The sequence below is a fragment of the Arthrobacter sp. efr-133-TYG-104 genome, assembly GCF_030208915.1.
Classification (GTDB): Bacteria; Actinomycetota; Actinomycetes; order Actinomycetales; family Micrococcaceae; genus Arthrobacter.
On sequence record NZ_JARVTA010000001.1, the window covers coordinates 264142 to 278714 of the forward strand.

A 14573-nucleotide genomic window follows, 5' to 3' on the forward strand; every position below is an offset into this window, starting at 1 on the left:
CAAACCTATCGGCCAAATGGTCAACGAAGCCGGCAGCGGTGAGGGCGGGACGCCCTTGGTTCGCAGCTTCGGTGTCCTCCAACTGACCATGATCAGTGTTGGTGCGACTCTCGGCACCGGTATCCTGGTCATCCTTGGCGAATCCGTGCCGCTGGCCGGCCCGGCCATCTGGATCTCGTTTGTGGTGGCCGGCCTGGCCGCATTGCTCTCTGCTGTTTCGTACGCGGAGATGGCAGGCCTGGTGCCCGTGGCCGGCTCCAGCTACTCCTACTCGTACGCCACCATGGGCGAGGGCATGGCCTGGATCTGTGGCTGGTGCCTGGTGCTGGAGTACGCAGTGTCCGTGGCCGCCGTCGCGGTTGGCGCCGGGCAATACGTCAACGAAGCGCTTTCAGCTTTCGGCCTCGTGATGCCCGACGCCGTTAGCCAACCACCGGGCGACGGTGGCCTGGTGAACGTCCCGGCTATGGTGATCGTGGTCTTGGCCATGATCCTGCTGGTGCGGGGCGCTCGTGAAAGTGCTTGGATCAACACCACCATCGTCATCATCAAGATCGGCATCCTGCTGTTCTTCTGCGTCGTGGCCTTCAGTGCCTTCAACGCGGGCAACTTCGAACCACTGATGCCGATGGGCGCAGCAGGGGTATCAGCGGCCGCTTCCAGGGTCTTCTTCTCCTACATCGGCTTCGATGCCGCCTCCACCGCAGGTGAGGAAGCCAAGAACCCCAAGCGGGATTTGCCCCGAGCCATCCTTCTTTCAATGGTGATCGTGACCAGCATCTACGTTCTGGTTGCGGTCGCAGCCATCGGCGCCCGCCCGTGGGGCTGGTTCGACGGCACCCAGGCTGCGTTGGTCCAGATCCTGGACGAGATTACGCACCAGCCGTGGATCGCCTTGGTGTTCTCCGTGGGGGCCGTCCTGGCGATCGCCAGCATCGTCCTGACGGTGCTCTACGGCCAGACGCGCATCCTTCTGTCCATGTCCCGCGATGGCCTGGTGCCCAAGGTCTTTGGCCGGATCTCTCCGCGCACCGGCACTCCTGTGGCCGGAACGCTGATAGTAGGCACCGCCGTCGCCCTCACTGCGGGCCTGGTCCCGCTGGGTGCCCTCGCCGATGCCACCAGTATCGGTACCCTTTTCGCCTTCGCCTTGGTGAACGTCGCCGTTATCTACCTTCGCCGCAACCGCCCTGATCTTGAGCGGCCGTTCCGTGTTCCGCTGTACCCGGTCGCGCCTGTGCTGGGCACCTTGATGTGCGTTTACTTGATGGCAAACCTCGGTGCGGACACCTGGGTTGTCTTTGGTTGCTGGATGCTCGTGGGAATAGCCATCTACTTCGGCTATGGACGCCGGAATTCCAAGGTAGCCGCGCTCAGCGAGCAGGACTACCGTGAAATGACAACCAGGGCCGTGAGCCCGGAACCTGTGAAAGCAGCAAACTGATGACCATCGCCACCGAACTTCCACTCTCCGACGCCGCTGCCTCCGCGGCGGAGGACGAGCGGGGGCCCATCACTATGCTGAACCCGGACTTCCCGTTCAGCTATGACCATTACCTGGCCCACCCCGCGGGCCTGGGCACCGTACCCGAGGACCTGTACGGCACCGAAGTTGCCATCATTGGCGCCGGGCTTTCCGGACTGGTCACCGCCTACGAACTCATGAAGCTGGGCCTCAAGCCCGTTATCTACGAGGCCGACCAGATCGGCGGCCGCCTGCGGACTGCGAGCTTCCCCTCAGCTCCGGGCGTCGTGGCCGATCTTGGTGGGATGCGCTTCCCCGTCTCCGGCAAGGCGTTCTACCACTATGTGAACCTGCTCGGGTTGGACACCAATGATTTCCCGAACCCCATGGCCCCGGCCACGTCCAGTACCGTGATCGAACTCGCCGGCAAGAAGCACTACGCCACCACAGCCGAGGAACTCCCGGAATTCTTCCGCGAAGTCGCTGACGCGTGGAAGGCGGCCGTCAATGACGGGGCTGCCTTCACTGAAATGCAGGAGGCCATCCGGGCTCGCGACACCGCCCGGATCAAGGAAATCTGGAACGAACTGCTTCCCCGCATGGACGAGCAGACGTTTTACGGATTCATTGCAGCGAGCAAGTCCTTCAAAGAGGCCGGCTTCGCGCACCGCGAGGCGTTCGGTCAGGTGGGATTCGGAACCGGTGGCTGGGACACTGACTTCCCCAACTCCATCCTTGAAATCCTCCGCGTTGTTTACACCGACGCCGATGACCAGCACCGCTCCATCGTCGGAGGAGCGCAAAGGCTCCCCGAGGCACTGTGGAACCACGCGCCGTCGGACCTTAAGTACTGGCCGCAGGGCACGTCCCTGGCATCCCTGCACTCCGGCTCCCCGCGGGGAGCAGTTTCCAACCTCCGCCGCGCGGCTAACGGGGACCTCCTGGTCCGCGAGAGCTGGGGGCGGGAGGCAACCTACCCTGCAGTGGTGACCACCTGCCAGTCATGGTTGCTGTCCACGAGGATCCACACTGAGGAGGCGCTGTTCCCGGCTGAGCTGTGGACCGCGATCGAGCGCTCGCACTACATGCAGTCGTCAAAGACCTTCGTGATGGTGGACCGGCCGTTTTGGAAGGACATCGACCCGAAGACCGGCCGTGAAGTCTTGTCCATGACCCTCACCGACCGCCTCAACCGGGCCACCTACCTGCTCGACGACGGCCCCGACAAGCCCGCCGTTATCCTTCTGTCTTACACATGGAACGACGACGCCTTGAAGTGGCTCGCCCTCACGGCTGAAGAGCGGGTCAAGCTCATGCTGCACTCCCTGGAGCAGATCTACCCTGGAGTGGACATCGCCGGCCACATCATTGGCCAGCCCATCACGGTGTCCTGGGAGGCCGATCCCAACTTCATGGGAGCCTTCAAGGCCAACTTGCCGGGGCACTACCGCTACCAGCAGCGGCTGTTCACGCACTTCAAGCAGGACCAGCTTCCGGAGAGCCAGCGCGGCGTCTTCCTCGCCGGGGATGACGTGTCCTTCACTGCCGGTTGGGCGGAGGGCGCTGTAACCACGGGGCTGAACGCTGTGTGGGGCGTGGTGAACCACCTGGGCGGTTCCTCGGTTGATGGCAACCCGGGTCCGGGCGAGCTGCTGGATGAGCTCGGCCCTATCTCCCTAGACTAATCTCCGCGTTGCCAGGCCCGCTCTGCACCCTAAAACCCTTGGTAAGTGCGCAGAGCGGGCCTGGCAATGGTCGTTTAAGCCCGGTGCATCGCCCTGTGCGCGGCAGCGAGTTCCTTGTAGTGGGCAGCGTTGCGCTTGACGCCGTCGAACTCTTCGTCCGTCAGTTCGCGCCGCACTTTGGCCGGCACCCCGGCGACGAGTGATCGTGGGGGAATAACCGTGCCCTCCAGGACAACGGCGCCAGCGGCAATAAGGGAGCCGGCGCCGATGACGGCACCGTTAAGGATGGTTGCGCTCATCCCGATGAGGCAGTCGTCCTCCACCGTGCAGCCATGGACGACGGCGCTGTGCCCCACCGAAACGCGCTCGCCCACCGTGCAGGGGAAACCGGGATCCGCGTGGAGGACCACGTTGTCCTGCAGGTTCGATCCCGATCCAACCTTGATGGCCGCGGTATCAGCCCGGACGGAGACGCCGTAGAAGGCGCTGGAATCCTGGGCCAGCGTGGCCTTTCCGATGATCGAGGCGGTGGGTGCAACAAAAGCGGATTCGTCGATGTCCGGGGTATCCCCGGCAAATGTGTAAGAGGGAGCCATGAGCCCAGCTTATTTCCCAACTAGGGGACAGCAAACGTCGCTACGAGCGGTCAGAGGGGCGTTATCTGTCCCCTAGTTGGGTGTGGGGGCTTAGTTGGGTGCGGGGGTGCGAAGGACCAGGAACTGGTAGTGCCGCCCGGGGCTGCCGGCGCTGGGGCCTGACTCCACACCGGCATCCTCCGGCCACGTCCGGAAGCGTTCCACAGTGCCGTGCTCCCCAAAGAGCCGATTGACGGTTGGGTCGCTGCGGTGGCTGAGGAAGCGCCGGGGTTCTTCGGGGTCCTCGAGGTTCAGTGTTTCGTCATCGTCACCTGACCAAAGCCCGACGGCGATTGGCGCGCCAGGCGCCGTGACCCGCACGAGCTGGCTGACGACGTCGTGAATCCCGCTGTTGGGCACGTGCTCGAGGGTGTCCATGGCCCACGCGGCTGAAAACGAACCATCCACGAAGGGCAGGTCCTGGCCGCCCGCAACCGAAGCGTTGAGCCCGGCGCCCCGGGCCAGCCGAACGCTGTCGTCGGAGCGGTCCACACCGCAGTAATGCATCCCGGCACGGACGAACGCCAAACCCTCAACGCCCGCACCGCAGCCCAACTCAAGCACAGACCGCCGGTGCTCGGACTTCAGCAGCTGGATGAACCATTCCCGGCACTCCACCCGCTCCGGCGTCAAGGATTGGACCGGTCGCATAGTTACAGCTTAGTTCGGGGGACGGCAGCGGGGCCGGGTGAGGGGTTAGTTGAACACGACCGTCCGGTTGCCATCGAGCAGCACACGGTGCTCGGCGTGCCACTGCACGGCCTGAGCCAAGGTCCGGCCTTCCACGTCCCGGCCCATCTGAACGAACTGGGCGGGCGTCCGGGCGTGGTCAACACGGATGACTTCCTGCTCGATGATGGGACCTTCATCCAAGTCCGCTGTCACGTAGTGGGCGGTGGCGCCGATGATTTTCACGCCGCGGGCATGGGCCTGGTGATACGGCTTGGCTCCCTTGAACGAGGGCAGGAAGGAGTGGTGGATGTTGATGGCCCGGCCATTCAATTCGGTGCAAAGATCGTTGGAGAGGACCTGCATGTACCGGGCAAGGACGGTCAGTTCGACGTCGTTCTGCGCGATCAGCTTCAGCAGCTCCGCCTCTGCCTGTGGCTTGGTTTCCGGCGTGACCGGGATGTGGTGGAAGGGGATGCCGTAGAAGTCGGCGAGTTCCTCAAGGTCCCGGTGGTTGGAGACGATGGCCGGGATCTCGATGGGCAGGGTTCCCGTGCGCTGGGCGAACAGGAGGTCATTGAGGCAGTGGGCATCCTTGGAACACAGGATGATGGTGCGGACCTTCTGGCCTACCGGGTTGACCTGCCACGTCATGCCGAACGACTCGGCGACCGGCTGCAAGGCCGCCCTCAGCTCCGCTTCGGTTGACGACGTCGTTGCCTCCACCCGCATGAAGAAGTTACCCGTGCTGGGGCTGCCGTACTGCTGGGAGTCGGCGATGTTGCAACCGGCGCCAAGGAGGGCTCCGGCTACAGCATGGACGATGCCGGGAAGGTCGGGGCAGGACAGTGTTACAACAAAAGCGGTGGAGTCAGTCACGCCGACAAGCCTACCCGTGCTGCCTTGTTGTACTGTTAACGGGTCGCAACTGGCGTTGGGTGGACTACCACCAGGGAGCGGCAATTATGAAGACCACGGATCGTACGCCTGGGCCGAGGGTCATGTCTTACCGCCGCACATAAACGTGACCGATTCCGCCGTCATCAACGCGACTCGGGAATGCAGCTGCCGGTAGCCTGACCTGTAGCACTACCCGTTGCCTAGCCAGGAGATCTCCGTGACTACCACAACCACTTCCGCGTCTGTCAGTAACCAGCCGCTTGCCGATCTCGATCCCGAGATCGCAGCAGTCCTCAACCAGGAACTCGGCCGCCAGCGCGGCACCCTGGAAATGATTGCGTCCGAAAACTTCGCACCCCGCGCTGTCATGGAGGCACAGGGCTCCGTCCTGACCAACAAGTACGCCGAGGGCTACCCGGGCCGCCGCTACTACGGCGGTTGCGAATACGTCGACGTCGCTGAGCAGCTCGCCATCGACCGCGTCAAGGAACTGTTCGACGCCGAATACGCCAACGTCCAGCCGCACTCCGGTGCACAGGCTAACGCGGCAGCCCTGTCCGCCATGATCACCCCGGGCGACAAGATCCTTGGCCTGTCCCTGGCCCACGGTGGCCACCTGACACACGGCATGAAGCTCAACTTCTCCGGCAAGCTCTACAACGTAGCGGCCTACCAGGTTGAAGAAGACACCTTCCGCATCGACATGGACAAGCTCCGCGAGCAGGCCATTGCCGAGAAGCCGCAGGTCATCATCGCCGGTTGGTCCGCGTACCCGCGCCACCTCGACTTCGCCGCTTTCCGTTCCATCGCCGACGAAGTTGGCGCACTCCTGTGGACGGACATGGCGCACTTCGCCGGCCTTGTTGCAGCAGGCCTGCACCCGAGCCCGGTGCCGCACTCCGACGTCGTTACCTCCACGGTCCACAAGACCCTCGCCGGTCCGCGTTCCGGCGTGATCCTCGCTAAGCAGGAATGGGCCAAGAAGCTCAACTCCAACGTCTTCCCGGGCCAACAGGGCGGGCCGCTGATGCACGTCATCGCAGCCAAGGCCGTTGCCTTCAAGATCGCCGGCAGCGAAGAATTCAAGGAGCGCCAGGAGCGTGTGCTTGAGGGTGCCAAGATCATCGCCGACCGCCTGAACCAGTCCGACGTCGCCGAAGCGGGCGTCTCGGTCCTCACCGGCGGCACCGACGTTCACCTGGTCCTGGTTGACCTGCGTAACTCGCAGTTGGACGGCCAGCAGGCCGAAGACCTCCTGCACTCCGTGGGCATCACCGTGAACCGCAACGCCGTTCCGTTCGACCCCCGCCCGCCGATGGTTACCTCCGGCCTCCGCATCGGTACCCCGGCCTTGGCCACCCGCGGATTCGGCGCCGCCGAGTTCACCGAGGTTGCCGAGATCATCGCCACCGCCCTGAAGGCAGGCTCCGCCACGGATGTCGAAGCCCTCCAGGCCCGCGTGGACAGGCTCGCCGCGGACTTCCCGCTGTACCCGCAGCACGAGCAGTGGTAACGGGTTACCACCAGAAAGAGCAGATGGAATGACACAATCCACCGCACAGGTCCTCGATGGCAAGGCCACCGCCGCAGCCATCAAAGCAGAACTGACCACTCGCGTCTCCGCACTGGCGGCCAAGGGAATCGTTCCCGGCCTGGGCACCATCCTGGTGGGCTCGGACCCGGGCAGCACTTGGTACGTCGGAGGCAAGCACAAGGATTGCGCTGAGGTTGGCATCCAGTCAATTCGCAGGGACCTGCCCGAGGACATCAGCCAGGAAGACCTCCTGAAAGTTGTCCGCGAGCTCAACGAGAACCCGGAATGCACCGGGTACATCGTCCAACTTCCGTTGCCAAAGCACATCGACCAGGACGTCATCCTGGAGGCCATGGACCCTGACAAGGACGCCGATGGCCTGCATCCGATGAACCTTGGCCGGTTGGTGGCAAATGTGAACGGTGAGATGAAGTCGCCGCTTCCCTGCACGCCCAAGGGTTGTGTGGAGTTGCTGCGCCGCCACAACATCGAGCTCAAGGGCAAGCGGGTCCTGGTGGTCGGCCGTGGAGTGACCATTGGCCGTCCGATCGGGCTCCTGTTGACCCGCAAGGAAGTCAACGCAACGGTCATCCTTGCCCACACCGGAACGGTGGACCTGCCCGCAGAACTCAGGCAGGCCGACGTCGTCATCGCGGCAGCAGGTGTGCCGCACATGATCAAGGCTGAAGACCTCAAGCCGGGTGCGATCGTGCTCGACGTCGGCGTCAGCCGTGTGGACGACGGCAACGGCAAGGCTGTGGTCACCGGAGACGTGGACCCGGCCGCGGCCGACGTCGCCGCCTGGCTGTCCCCGAACCCGGGCGGTGTTGGCCCGATGACCCGAGCCATGCTGCTCGCCAACGTGGTGGAGAGCGCCGAGCGCCAAGCCGGCATCGCGTAACAACAGCAGGGCTTAACGACTGCAGGGCTTAAGAGCAGCAGGGCGCCTACTCCCCACGGAGTAGGCGCCCTGCTCCGTTAACCTGACGCCGCCCGGACCACCCGCGGCTAGGCTCGGTGTATGCAGCCGAGTTTTCCTGAGTCTCCGCGCGCAGCTGAGCCCCGGAGAAATCGCCGTTTCGCGGGTCCGCCCACCAGCTTCGTCGTGATCACGGTGGCGGCCATCCAAGTGGTGGGAACACTGATCTCCGCGCGCCATCAGGACTCGGCCCGGCCACTGGACATCGCCGCGATGCTGCTGCTCCTGGCCGGCCCCGCCGCTTTGGCTTTCCGCCGCCGTGCACCTCTTGCCATGTTCCCCGTTGCCTTCGTGGCCACGGCAAGCTACCTCGCCCTCGGCTACGCCTGGGGTCCGATCGCGTTATCCCTGGCCCTGTCCATCGTCCTGACGGCTGCCGCGGGCCTGCGGTGGCAAGCGTGGCTCGGCGCGGGGATCGCTGCGGGAGCCGTCGTCGTAGGCGCGGCGGTGAGCGGCGATCCGAACTGGCCCCTGCGTGCCTCCGCAGGTGTGGCCTGGGCTGCCATCCTGGTGCTGCTGGGACAGGCATTCCGGCGACGCGGCGAACGGTTCGCTGAGTACCGACGACGGCGGGAGGCGGCCCAGAAAGCGGAACGGGATGAATACCGGCTCACCCTTGCCCGGGATATCCATGACGTCGTAGCCCACTCCCTCTCCATGATCAATGTGCAGGCATCCGTGGCGTTGCACGTTGGCCCGGACGATCCCGAGAAACTCCGGCCTGCGTTGGAAGCCATCAAAGCAGCCAGCAAGGAGTCCCTGACCGAAGTCCGCCAACTCCTTGGCGTGCTGCGCGAAGACGCCCCGTTGGTCCCCGCGGCCAAACCCACCTTGGCCGGACTTCCAGCGCTGGCCAAGAACGCAGAGTTGGGCGGCCTGGGGGTCACGCTGCAGGACAACTCGGACCATCAGCTCATCGGCCCCGCCCAGCAGGAAGCCGCGTACAGGATCATCCAGGAAGCCCTGACCAACGTAGGCAGGCACTCAGGTGCCAGCTCCGCCGTCGTGCGTCTTGACCAGACCGCCGAGGCGCTGACGGTGACCGTCGACGACGACGGCGGCGGCATGCGTGGATCGCTCCCGGGCAATGGTTTGACCGGGATGAAGGAGAGGGCTGGCGTCATGGGCGGTACCCTCACTGTGCGTGAATTGCAGCCGGGCTTGCGGGTGGAAGCGACCCTCCCGATACACCATGAAGGGGACCGCCCGTGATCCGGATCCTATTGGCCGACGACCAAACCCTGATCCGGGCGGGTTTTCGCGCGCTCCTTGACGCTGAGCAGGACATGGAGGTGGTGGGGGAGGCCGGAACCGGGGCCGACGCCGTTCGCCTCGCCGCGCGCGAGCAACCAGACGTGGTCCTCATGGACATCCGCATGCCCGGCGGGGATGGCCTGAACGCCACCCGCGAGATCCTGGCCAACCCGTTGTTGGCGGGCACGCGGATCATTATCCTCACCACGTTCGAGCTGGACGAGTACATTTCAGAGGCCGTGCGGGCTGGCGCGGCGGGCTTCCTGGTCAAGGACACCGAACCCGCGGAATTGATCCGGGCCGTCAGGGTGGTCCACGACGGCGACGCCCTGCTTTCGCCCTCGGTGACACGTCGCATCATGGCGCAGTTGGCCTCGCAAAGCCGTGCCGCGGGCAAGGCGATCCCCTTGGACCAAGTCACAGACCGCGAGCGGGAAGTCCTGGCCTTGGTGGGCGAGGGGCTGAACAATGCCGAAATCGCGGAGCGGCTGTTCATTACACCGCTCACTGCCAAGACGCACGTTTCGCGCATCATGACCAAGCTCATGGTCCGGGACCGTTCACAACTGGTGGTCCTCGCGTACGAATCCGGGCTGGTGCGGCCGGGTTGGAGCAGCTAGGCGGTTGGAGCAGCCAGGCGGTGTAGGGAGACTACCGCCGGAGTAGCGGTGACACCCCAAGTGCCTCCCGACGGCGGACGCCGTCTCAGCCGCCGCCGGGCAGACTCGAACCAGAGCCGAAAGCCGGCTCGCGCCGGGCACCGGCGGCAAGAGTTTGGATCACTGATATGTTCACCGCACTGGCATCACTAGCAGGGCAGGCAATAAGCACAGGGCAGGCATCAATTGCAGGGCAGGCAAGCACCGTGGGTGGTGCGCTGGCACAGATGCACGATGCCGCCGTCGTCCACGGCCCGTGGGCAGGCGGACCCGCTTGGCCCTTCTTCCTCCTGTTCCCGCTGTTCTGGATCCTCGTGATCGGCACTCTCATTTTCGTAGGACGCAGGACGTGGCGGCGCAATCACCACTGGGCCGCAACACAGGGCGCTGAAAGCGTGCTGCGTGAGCGCTACGCACGCGGCGAAATCGATGAGACGGAGTTTCGGCAACGGTTGGAGGTCCTGCGCTCGCAGCCGGGGAAATAGCTCCCATGTTCGCCATGCGTGGAAGGGGCCCGGCAGCCATTTCGAGTTTGCGACAATTGAGGTATGCAATCTCTTGGTGACTCGCGCCCGTCCACGTCCGCTGCCGGCAAAGGCATGTTCAAGGGCTTCCGCATTGGCGGCTTGGGCATGACTGTTTTGCTGATCGCGTTCGTGGTGGCAGTGATTTTCGCTGCCAACAGGAACGACGTCGTGGGCTGGGTTGTGGCGGTTGTTGCCTTCGGCTGGCTGGTTTTGGCCACGTTCGTGGTGCTCAGCATCCGCACGGCCGCCAAGCGTGCCGGTGCCAAGTTGACCGAGGCGCACAATGCGTTCACGGCGGCGACCGGCCGCGCGTCGTCGGGTGTTGCAGACAACGGCGGAACTCGGGTGGTAGCCGAGCGGAGCCACAATGACGATGTCAGGGACCTGAAGCTGGACCACTCGTTCAAAATCGTCCAGGTCCAGGTGCGGGTGGTGGAGCAGGAACGCGCCAAGGGCGACGCCGCCGACCAGGACACCATCAACCGGGCGCTGGAAACAATAGCCATCACGGCGACCAATGCCCGGGACATGATGAAGACGGGCGACCCCTCGGACGAGCCCGTGGCCGGAACCATCATCGACTAGAGTAGAGCGGGTGAGCACGGCATTGAAGAAGGATTTCCTTCGCATCGCATCGGTCAACGTCAACGGCCTTAGGGCTGCCTACAGGAACGGCATGGCGGAATGGCTGGAGCCTCGCGAGGTAGACATCCTCTGCTTGCAGGAAGTCCGTGCTCCTGATGACGTGGTGAGGGCGTTGCTCGGGGATGGCTGGCACATCCTCCACACCGAGGCCGAGGCAAAAGGCCGCGCAGGGGTGGCCATCGCTTCCCGCGAAGAGCCCACAGCCACCCGGATCGGGATCGGCGACCCCTACTTCGATACCTCCGGACGCTGGGTGGAAGCGGATTACATCGTTAGGAACACCGCGGGGGAGTCCAGCACCCTTTCCGTGGTCAGCGCCTATGTGCACTCCGGGGAAGCAGGAACTCCCAAGCAGGAGGACAAATTCCGTTTCCTGGACGCCATGACCACACGGCTTCCGGAACTCGCGAAGCACAGCGACCACGCCTTGGTGGTTGGCGACCTCAACGTCGGACACACCGAGCTCGACATCAAGAACTGGAAGGGCAACGTCAAGCGTGCCGGCTTCCTCCCGGAGGAGCGCGCCTACTTTGACCGCTTCTTCGGCGAAGAAATCGGATGGAGGGATGTTCACAGGGGCCTGGCAGGTAATGTCGCCGGCCCCTACACCTGGTGGTCCCAGCGCGGAAAGGCCTTTGACACTGACACAGGCTGGCGCATCGACTACCACATTGCCACACCGGATTTCGCGGCAGCCGCCTTCTCGGCTGTAGTGGACCGGGCGCCGTCGTGGGACACCCGCTTCTCTGACCACGCACCGCTGGTAGTGGACTACCAGCTCTAAGCTTCCGAAAGTATCCTCCATGACTAGTTCCACTACGACTGAAACCGGCTCGGACGTCACTGCAACGGCCGTCCGGGCAGCGGCGTCCAGCAAGCCGGCCGCCGGAGCCAAGCACCGCGTCCTGTCCGGCATGCAGCCTTCCGCCGACTCCCTGCACCTCGGCAACTACCTTGGCGCCTTGGTCAACTGGGTCAGGATGCAGGACGAGTACGATGCCGTTTTCTTCATCCCGGACCTGCATGCCATCACGGTTCCGCAAGACCCCGCTGAGCTGGCCCGGCGCACACGTGTCACTGCCGCCCAATACATCGCCGGCGGCGTGGACGTGGACAAGTGCACCTTGTTCGTCCAGTCCCAGGTCCCGGAGCATGCCCAGCTTGCCTGGGTGCTGAATTGCATCACCGGAATGGGCGAGGCCGCCCGGATGACCCAGTTCAAGGACAAAGCCCAGAAGCAGGGCTCGGACCAGGCAAGCGTGGGCTTGTTCACCTACCCCATCCTGCAGGCCGCTGACATCCTCCTGTACCAGCCTCACGGAGTTCCGGTGGGCGAAGACCAGCGGCAGCACGTTGAATTGAGCCGGGATCTCGCGCAGCGCTTCAACAGCCGGTTCGGGGAGACATTCCAAGTCCCCGAGGCCTTCATCCAGAAGGAATCGGCCAAGATCTACGATCTGCAGAACCCCACGGCCAAGATGTCGAAGTCCGCGGAATCGCCAGCCGGGCTGATCAACCTTTTGGATGATCCCAAAACGGTGGCCAAGCGCATCAAGTCGGCAGTGACCGATACCGAGACGGAGATCCGTTACGACCGCGAAAACAAGCCGGGCGTGTCAAACCTGCTGAGCATTTATTCGGCGATCAGCGGCCAGCCGGTGCAGAAAATCGTGGCTGACTACCAGGGAAAAATGTACGGGCACCTCAAGGTGGACCTGGCGGAGCTGGTCTCGGGGCACCTTGCACCGATCAGGGAACGCGCCAACGAACTGCTCGCGGATCCGGCAGAACTTGACCGTCTCTTGGCCCATGGGGCGGACAAGGCACGGGAAATTGCATCCGCCACCCTCGCGGACGTCTATTCGCGGGTCGGGTTCCTTCCCTATCGTGGAATTGCTTCAAACGGCGAACAGGGAGTCCGCTAACTCCATGTGCGCAGCTGGCCAGCTCAACGTCCGGACCGACACCCGCAGGGGTGCCGGTCCGGACAATGCGCGGCAGACCGCCGTCGCCGGTATCGACTGCGGTGCCGGCGACACCATGTGCGTGGGAGTGATCCTTGGCTTCCCGGCGGACGTGGCCCGCGAACTGAGGGAATGGCGGGCCTCGTTTGGCGATCCCATGGCCGAGGTCATCCCTGCCCACATCACGTTGATCACCACAACCCCCACGCAGGACTGGACCGCTACCATCGAGCACGTCCGGGAGGTTGCCCGCTGCCAGGAGCCTTTCACCGTCACCATCTCGGGCACAGGATCATTCCGGCCTGTTTCACCGGTGGTTTTTGTCAATGTCGAAGACGGCTTCGAGGAGTGCGTGAAATTGCACGAGAAGCTCCAAAGCGGTCCTCTCGAACGAAGCCTTCCCTTTCCGTACCACCCCCACGTCACGGTCGCTCACGACGTCGGGCAGGAAAGCCTCGATGAGGCCGAGACGGTGCTCAGCGATTACCGCGCCACCTTTCCGGTGGTTAGCATGGGACTTTACGAGCACGACAGCAACGGAATTTGGCAGCTACGGGAAGAGCTCGACTTTGGCGGCGATACTGACCAAGCACGGTAAGCGGAACCCGGCGAAAGAGACGGACGGTCCGCCACTTCCGACTGAGCGGGCGCAACTGAAACTTGAGTTCCTGCGCAAGAGGCAAGACTGGGGCCAAGCGAAACTTGCCGGCGATGCGTTGCCTAAGAAGGCCGGCGTGTTCGTTGCGTTGGTCCTTGCGAAGCTGAACACCAACCGCGCAATGCGCTCGTTCCAGCAGTACACCCGCCAGCACGGACCCCTGCTGAGTGCCGGTATCGGTTTCAACATGTTCTTCTCGGTAACCGGCCTGCTGACTACCGGATTTGCCGTCACCGGGATCGTCCTCGGTGGTGATCCGGTGCTCGAAAGCGCCGTGATCAACAGTGTCGCGGCTGCGGCGCCTGGCCTGCTTGCAGTCAACGGGGCAAAAGGCTTAGTGGATCCGCAGTCGCTGCTCAATCCGGCCGGGCTTGGCTGGACCGCAGTCATTGCCGCCGTCGTCACGGTCTTTACCTCCCTGGGCTGGATTGCCAGCGTCCGGGAGGGCCTGCGCGCCGTGACAGAGGCCGGGCCCCTGCAACGTAATCCCATCCTCCAAAAACTCATCGATGCAGGAACCCTCCTACTCCTCGGGGTGCTCCTGGTGGTCAGCTCAGGGGCGTCACTGGTCTTCGGCACCGCGGCGGACTGGGTCATCAGTCTTCTGCCATTGGACGAGGCCGTGTCTGCGCCCCTTGCCGCAGTGGTCAAGATCGTGGTTCCGCTCTTGCTGAACTGCACGACGGCGGCGGTGCTGTTCCGCGTCGCAGCCGGGCTGGCGTTGGGTCGCCGGGCGTTCGTCGAAGGAGTGGTCTTCGCCGGGGTGGGAACCACCATACTGCAGCTTTTCAGCACCGAACTCCTGGCGCGTGCCGGTCACAACCCGGTCCTCGCCTCGTTCGCCATCATCATTGGTTTGCTGATCTGGTTTAACCTGGTCAGCCAGGTCTACCTTGTCTCGGCCTCGTGGTCCGCTATCCGGGTGGCCGACGACGGGTCAGGCACCGCCCAGCGAACCAAAATCCTTGGCGCGCGGCGTGTAACGCCCCACACGTAGGA

General features: G+C 64.0%; 15 protein-coding genes and 1 riboswitch. Of the genes, 12 read left to right on the forward strand and 3 right to left on the reverse strand.

Annotated elements, in window-relative coordinates; translation table 11 throughout:
• Positions 1–16: 16 nt before the first annotated feature.
• Together QRN04_RS01210 and QRN04_RS01215 are read left to right on the forward strand one after the other, a co-directional pair.
• Positions 17–1444 carry an amino acid permease gene (locus QRN04_RS01210; protein ID WP_502868748.1) on the forward strand — a complete coding sequence of 476 codons (1428 nt, stop codon included), beginning with the start codon at positions 17–19 and terminating at the stop codon, positions 1442–1444.
• Positions 1444–3150, forward strand: coding sequence for a flavin monoamine oxidase family protein (locus tag QRN04_RS01215; RefSeq protein WP_284974321.1), 1707 nt, complete (start codon positions 1444–1446; stop codon positions 3148–3150). Before QRN04_RS01210 ends, QRN04_RS01215 begins: the two co-directional genes overlap by 1 nt.
• Positions 3151–3224: 74 nt before the next feature.
• Here the strand turns inward: QRN04_RS01215 and QRN04_RS01220 are convergent, their stop codons facing one another.
• From QRN04_RS01220 to purU, 3 genes are all read right to left on the reverse strand, one after another.
• Complete coding sequence (locus tag QRN04_RS01220) at positions 3225–3746, reverse strand: gamma carbonic anhydrase family protein (RefSeq protein ID WP_284974322.1); 522 nt, start codon at positions 3744–3746, stop codon at positions 3225–3227.
• A gap of 90 nt (positions 3747–3836) precedes the next feature.
• Positions 3837–4436 (reverse strand): class I SAM-dependent methyltransferase, encoded by a 600-nt coding sequence (locus QRN04_RS01225; RefSeq protein WP_284974323.1) that lies wholly within the window; start codon positions 4434–4436, stop codon positions 3837–3839.
• A 45-nt stretch (positions 4437–4481) separates the two neighbouring features.
• Positions 4482–5333 carry a formyltetrahydrofolate deformylase gene (gene purU / locus QRN04_RS01230; protein ID WP_284974324.1) on the reverse strand — a complete coding sequence of 284 codons (852 nt, stop codon included), beginning with the start codon at positions 5331–5333 and terminating at the stop codon, positions 4482–4484.
• 35 nt (positions 5334–5368) lie between these two features.
• A riboswitch (ZMP/ZTP riboswitch) is annotated at positions 5369–5454 on the forward strand.
• 117 nt (positions 5455–5571) lie between these two features.
• Here purU and glyA point away from each other — a divergent pair.
• From glyA to QRN04_RS01280, 10 genes are all read left to right on the forward strand, one after another.
• The gene (gene glyA, locus QRN04_RS01235) at positions 5572–6867 is read left to right on the forward strand and encodes a serine hydroxymethyltransferase (RefSeq protein WP_284974325.1); all 1296 of its coding nucleotides are present in this window, start codon (positions 5572–5574) and stop codon (positions 6865–6867) included.
• A 28-nt stretch (positions 6868–6895) separates the two neighbouring features.
• On the forward strand, positions 6896–7789 hold the full coding sequence (locus tag QRN04_RS01240) for a bifunctional methylenetetrahydrofolate dehydrogenase/methenyltetrahydrofolate cyclohydrolase (RefSeq protein ID WP_284974326.1): 894 nt from the start codon (positions 6896–6898) through the stop codon (positions 7787–7789).
• Between the two features lie 120 nt (positions 7790–7909).
• Complete coding sequence (locus QRN04_RS01245; RefSeq protein ID WP_284974327.1) at positions 7910–9079, forward strand: sensor histidine kinase; 1170 nt, start codon at positions 7910–7912, stop codon at positions 9077–9079.
• A complete protein-coding gene (locus QRN04_RS01250; RefSeq protein WP_284974328.1) occupies positions 9076–9741 on the forward strand; it encodes a response regulator transcription factor in 666 nt (221 codons plus the stop codon). The genes QRN04_RS01245 and QRN04_RS01250 overlap by 4 nt, the downstream gene beginning before the upstream one ends.
• A 167-nt stretch (positions 9742–9908) precedes the next feature.
• A complete protein-coding gene (locus QRN04_RS01255; RefSeq protein ID WP_284974329.1) occupies positions 9909–10265 on the forward strand; it encodes an SHOCT domain-containing protein in 357 nt (118 codons plus the stop codon).
• Positions 10266–10328: 63 nt separating this feature from the next.
• Positions 10329–10892, forward strand: coding sequence for a hypothetical protein (locus tag QRN04_RS01260; RefSeq protein ID WP_284974330.1), 564 nt, complete (start codon positions 10329–10331; stop codon positions 10890–10892).
• A gap of 10 nt (positions 10893–10902) precedes the next feature.
• Entirely contained in the window at positions 10903–11736 is an 834-nt protein-coding gene (locus QRN04_RS01265; protein WP_284974331.1) for an exodeoxyribonuclease III, read from the forward strand.
• A gap of 19 nt (positions 11737–11755) precedes the next feature.
• Entirely contained in the window at positions 11756–12877 is a 1122-nt protein-coding gene (trpS, locus tag QRN04_RS01270; protein WP_284974332.1) for a tryptophan--tRNA ligase, read from the forward strand.
• Between the two features lie 4 nt (positions 12878–12881).
• Positions 12882–13514, forward strand: a complete 633-nt coding sequence (locus QRN04_RS01275) for a 2'-5' RNA ligase family protein (protein WP_284974333.1) — start codon at positions 12882–12884, stop codon at positions 13512–13514.
• Positions 13486–14571, forward strand: coding sequence for a YihY/virulence factor BrkB family protein (locus tag QRN04_RS01280; RefSeq protein WP_284974334.1), 1086 nt, complete (start codon positions 13486–13488; stop codon positions 14569–14571). The genes QRN04_RS01275 and QRN04_RS01280 overlap by 29 nt, the downstream gene beginning before the upstream one ends.
• The last annotated feature ends 2 nt before the right edge of the window (positions 14572–14573 follow it).